Origin of the sequence: Pseudonocardia nigra (assembly GCF_019396355.1) — a bacterium.
GTDB classification, from domain to species: domain Bacteria; phylum Actinomycetota; class Actinomycetes; order Mycobacteriales; family Pseudonocardiaceae; genus Pseudonocardia; species Pseudonocardia nigra.
In genome coordinates this window covers 1-4,589 of record NZ_JAHKRK010000355.1, presented here as the reverse complement: position 1 = coordinate 4,589, position 4,589 = coordinate 1, and the positions used below count along the sequence as shown (strand labels likewise).

Below are 4,589 nucleotides of genomic sequence, written 5' to 3'. Positions count from 1 at the left end.
CGGCCACCCCTGGATGCCGGCACTACCCGCGCCCACCTGACCACGGACACCGAGCCGAGCGCACCGGAGGCCGAACGGCCGACCGGCGATCACGCCATGCCACCACACCGCTGAATGTTTACCGGTCAGCGCGTTCAGGGCGGGGACGAGCTGCTCCTCCTCTTAGGCGAAGTGAGCCTCGAGCATGGACGCCAGCTGGTCGAGTTGGACGCGGGCTTGCTCGGGGTCCTCGCCGTCGTTCACCGCCTTCAGCTCGCTCAAGACGCGGTCTACCACGACATGTTCGCGGCGCAGCCGGGCAATGGCCTCCTCGAGACCCGGGAATTTCGTCTCAACGTGAGGAAAGAACCCGCCGTCCTCGCTCGTGTGGTGGCCGTGCAGGTAGACGCACACGGTCTCGCAGTGCGTCCGCAGCTGTTCGGACAGCCCAGCTCCTGCGGGAAGCGCAGCTCTGGCGGCAGCCACCTGCTGTCGCAGCACGTCATGCGCCTGCATCAGCCGGTCGCCCCATCTCGGCTCGCGGTCGTTCTCCACCGGCATCTCCCTCCCGTCTGATGTGCCACTCGATAGCACTTTACACTGACTGGCGGATGAGTACTAGTGGCGTTTGCATCGAGGGGGCTAGACTCGACGTGATGAACAGGCCAGTGCCGATCCCGAGGAACCCCGAGCTGCCGCTGCGCGAACGCAAGAAGCTGCGCACCCGGCAGGCGCTGGCCGATACCGCGTTGCGGCTGTTCCTGGACCGGGGCTTCCACGAGACGACGCTCGACGAGCTCGTCGACGCGGTCGAGGTCTCCAAGCGCACGTTCTTCCGCATGTACGGCTCGAAAGAGGACGTCGCGATGGCGGCGGAGGTCGAGCTGTGGGACGCCTACGTCGCCGAGGTCGGCTCCCGGGAGCTCCGCGGCCCGGTGCTGACGTTCCTGGGTGAGACACTGATCGCCGCGATCGCGGGGCGCGGCGAGGACTGGGACCGACGGTTCGTCGCCACGCGCGGGCTCATCGCCCGCACTCCCGCGCTATGGGACCGCAGCCTGCTGCTGTCCGTGACCGTCCAGTCCCGGGTCGTTGGCGTGCTCGAGACCAAGCTCGGCATCGATAGCCGCGAGGACGTCCGGCTGCGCCTGCTGGGCGAGCTCTCTCTGAGCGCCTGGCGCTGCGCGGCCCGGAACTGGATCGCCGGGCGCGGCCCCGAGGGGTCTGGACCGCGGGAGAAACTCGGGACGTGGCGCGGCCCCGGCGGCAGCGAGCGCCTGATCCGCCACGTCGAAGAGGCGTTCGACGCCATCCCCGGTAGCCTCACCTTCACGGCTTCTTGACCCCCGCCGACGGTTGAGGAGGCCGCGGCTGGGCCACGCAGGCCATCAACGCGGCGAAGGTCGTGCGGAACCTGCGCCCCAGCCAGGTGTCAGTCGGCGGCCGGCTGCGCCAGTAGAACTCTATTGCTGACTGCTCGACGCCGCTGTCGCGGTGGTCAGAACATGTGTGGTGACGTATCGCCTCCAGACGCGCAGGGCCAGGCGGCCGCGCAGCTCAGCACGGCGTGTGCCGTCGCGTGAGACGAGGAATCGCCCGCTCAGAGGTTCGATCTGGCAATGAACTCCCCGGAAGCGGCGCACTCCAGAAGGCGTCATGGCGTCGATCGCGAGGAGATCGTCGTGCACACTGACGTGAATCTCGGATCGGGGGAGATGCACGGCGCGATGGTTGATGTCGAGGTTGAGGGCGATCGGGTCGGGGCCGAGGGACGTGATCGACGCCTGAGCGAGGGCGCTGTCGTTGTACTTCGCTGCGGCGAGCGAAATCGCATGGCAGGCACGTCGAACCGACTGCACGTGCGTGGGCGCCGTTACTGAGCTCACGTCATCGTCGGTACCGTCAAGAGCGTCAGGAGTGAGGAGCGGCACACCGAGGTGGGCGGCAAGCAGACGGCTCTGCACTAGCCCGAAAGGGTTCGGGTCAACCACGAGTGAAAAATCCGACGCGTATCGATAGGCGGCGTCGACGAGCTCATCGCAATTCAGCACGACACCGTGCAATCCGCGACGGCGCACCTTCGAACGCAGCGTCTCGGAGTGCTCCGGGCCGCGGCCCCCCTGGTCCTTCACCAGGAGGACGCTGCGCCCCGTCCTGCGTACGAGCGACGCCGCGGTGTCAGCAAGTCCCGTGAGAAGCGATCTCGTCTCCAGTCGCTCGGCAGTAGTTGAAACTGCGGTCATCGCACCTCCGGAGGTAGGTCACGGCTGTGTGTGCTCACCTCAACTCTACCTGCACGTGAGGGTTGCGGCTCTACTTCGCGATGCAGAGAAGCCGGCCGCGAACCAAGGGCAGGGCGAGGACACCGACTGCGCAGGCGACTTGGACGATGACGTATCCCCAGGCAACGGGAAGCAGGGCCTCACCCAGGCCTGCGGCCGGCCGGGCCGGGAGAACGATGACGGCGAGGAGGACGAGCAGAGTACTGATGAGCTGCAGGCGGGCGAAGCCCATCGCCTGCCCGAGGGCTTGGCGAACCCCGAGCTCGTGGACGACGACGAGTCGGAAGGCGAGTCCGAGCAGCAACACTCGGAGCACGGTCGCGGCTTCGGCATAGCCGGACCCGAAGATCGCCAGCACCGGTTCGGCGACCAGGGCGCCGACCCCGAGGGCCGGCAGGAAGAGCAACAGGATGCGACGGCGTGCAGCAGCGCAGAGCTCGCCGGTGCGCTCGGGTTCTCTGGCGACGTGTACCGAGAGCGAGTTGACGAAGAACGTCGCGGCGATGTCGACGACGGTCACGGCCTGCCAGATGAAGAACGCCGCGCCCGGTTCCGGGCCGTATCGGAGTGTCACCAGCAGTGGGACCTGGTTGTAGAGCAGCACGGTTCCCAGCTGCGCAACCGCGGTCGGACCGAGGAACCCGATCACGTTGCTGCGCGAGGGCAGGACGCCGCTCTCGGAGCGGCGGGCGAAGCGCCGGGAGAGAGGAATCCGATCGCCACCGTCCCGGCCGCGATCCACACGACGATCGGTAGCGCCCATGACAGCACCACACCTTGAGCGCCCAGGCTGCTGCCGAGGACGACGAGGAGGGTGATCCGAACAACGGCGAAGACGGCGTTGCGCCACGGTGCCCACCACGGTCGCTGAATCGCGACGAGGATGAAGTCGTGCACCACCAACATCCCCCACCCCGCGGTGGCCAGGACGAAGACGACGATGCCGACCGCGAGTGGTGCGTCGCCTGCTGCTGTCTCGGCCAGCGCGGGTACCAGGAGCACGTACACCAGGCCTACGGCCCCGGACAGGGGGAGTACGACGGCCGTCGCCCGCCACACGAGGTCGGCGGCGTGTCGGCCTGACGTAGGAAGCCACCGCATCAACCCGACGCCGAGATTGAGCTGAGTTGCCCCTGCCACCAGGATGAATGCCGAGACGACTGCCGAGGCCCGTCCGACCTCGGCCTGCGGCATGATGCGGGCCGCGATCAACCAGCTGAGGAATCCGGCCAGAGAACCGATGACTGCGGACAGCGAGAGCGCGAGTCCGTCGCCGACGCCAGTGCGTTCGGAGCGCCGAGCCGTGGTCGTCACCGCGGGCTCGCGGTCATGGTCGGAGTGCGGTGATCGCCAAGGGGATTCACTCGGCCGACTCTAACGACGCGGTAGTGTTCGGCCGTTCCGGGGGCCGGTGTTGCGCCGACCGAGAAGTGGCGCAGCGCCCGAACCGGGCACTTCCGCGGCGGTGGCGTGTTACTCCACGGGCACGTCGGCGAGATCCGACCAGAGGTCGCGGACCGTGGCGTAGCGACGTACGTCATCCAGCCTGGCCAGGACGTCGAACACGGCCGGCCGCGCAGCGTTGTACTCGGCATGGTCGACGATGTCCCGCTTGATGGCTCCCGACGTGCCGAAGGCGCCTTCGACGAGGTCGAGGATCTCCATGCGCGTGACCGGTCGGGCGTTGGTCGCAAGAGGTTGGTTCACCTTCCCGAATCTACCCTCACGTGAGGGTAGATTCGCGGTGGCTCCGATCACGCTGGCTCGGACGCACCGGTCGGTGAAGTCGCTACTCGAAGCGGACCGGTTGGCCGGTGGATTCCAGTACCGCGAGCCAGGTGTCGCCGTGCGGGTCGACCTGGTTGCGCCGGCTGACCGCGACCGACATCGGGATGTGGACGAAGCGGCGGCGGTAGCGGCCGACGACCATCTCGGTGCGCCCGGACATGGCCGCGTGCACGGCGGCCTGCGAGAGCCGGACGCAGTAGACGGAGTCGTAGGGGTTGGCCGGGACGCTGCGGATGGCGTAGCTGGGGTCGATGTAGCGGATGGAGGTCTCGACGCCGGCGTCGGTGAAGTGGTCGGCGATGCGCCGCCGCAGGTACGGGCCGATGTCGTGGAGCCGGGCGTTGCCCGAGGCGTCGCGCTCCGTGCCGGCGTCCTCGGGGTGCCCGCCCAGCAGCTCCTGGCCCGCGCCCTCGGCGACGACGACCACGGCGTGCCCGCGCTCGGCGACCCGCCGGCGCAGGTGCGCCAGCAGCCCCTGCTCGCCGTCGAGGGCGAAGGGCACCTCGGGGATCAGCACCGCGTCGGCGCCGCTGCGGGCCA

General features: G+C 68.5%; 7 protein-coding genes. 1 reads left to right on the top strand and 6 read right to left on the bottom strand.

Annotation, left to right across the window (positions count from 1 at the left end; all coding sequences use genetic code 11):
* Positions 1-162: 162 nt before the first annotated feature.
* Positions 163-534, bottom strand: a complete 372-nt coding sequence (locus tag KME75_RS40085; RefSeq protein WP_219420223.1) for a hemerythrin domain-containing protein — start codon at positions 532-534, stop codon at positions 163-165.
* Between the two features lie 101 nt (positions 535-635).
* On the opposite strand from KME75_RS40085, the gene KME75_RS40080 reads away from it, so the two are divergent.
* Positions 636-1,322, top strand: coding sequence for a TetR/AcrR family transcriptional regulator (locus KME75_RS40080; protein WP_219420222.1), 687 nt, complete (start codon positions 636-638; stop codon positions 1,320-1,322).
* Between the two features lie 120 nt (positions 1,323-1,442).
* On the opposite strand, the gene KME75_RS40075 is transcribed toward KME75_RS40080, so the two are convergent.
* The 5 genes from KME75_RS40075 to KME75_RS40055 all read right to left on the bottom strand — a co-directional run.
* Positions 1,443-2,111: a hypothetical protein gene (locus KME75_RS40075; protein WP_219420221.1), complete on the bottom strand. Its 669-nt coding sequence runs from the start codon at positions 2,109-2,111 to the stop codon at positions 1,443-1,445.
* A 181-nt stretch (positions 2,112-2,292) separates the two neighbouring features.
* Complete coding sequence (locus tag KME75_RS40070; RefSeq protein ID WP_219420220.1) at positions 2,293-2,781, bottom strand: MATE family efflux transporter; 489 nt, start codon at positions 2,779-2,781, stop codon at positions 2,293-2,295.
* A gap of 125 nt (positions 2,782-2,906) precedes the next feature.
* Positions 2,907-3,269, bottom strand: a complete 363-nt coding sequence (locus KME75_RS40065) for a hypothetical protein (protein WP_219420219.1) — start codon at positions 3,267-3,269, stop codon at positions 2,907-2,909.
* Between the two features lie 465 nt (positions 3,270-3,734).
* A complete protein-coding gene (locus tag KME75_RS40060; RefSeq protein ID WP_219420218.1) occupies positions 3,735-3,926 on the bottom strand; it encodes a DUF2795 domain-containing protein in 192 nt (63 codons plus the stop codon).
* 124 nt (positions 3,927-4,050) lie between these two features.
* Positions 4,051-4,589, bottom strand: a 539-nt coding sequence (locus KME75_RS40055) for a 6-phosphofructokinase (protein ID WP_219420217.1), incomplete at its 5' end; no start/stop codon positions are given.

Bases quoted from the DNA above. Each gene is read 5' to 3' on its own strand.
- KME75_RS40080 (WP_219420222.1), top strand. From the start codon at position 636: ATGAACAGGCCAGTGCCGATCCCGAGGAACCCCGAGCTGCCGCTGCGC.
- KME75_RS40060 (WP_219420218.1), bottom strand. From the start codon at position 3,926: ATGGAGATCCTCGACCTCGTCGAAGGCGCCTTCGGCACGTCGGGAGCC.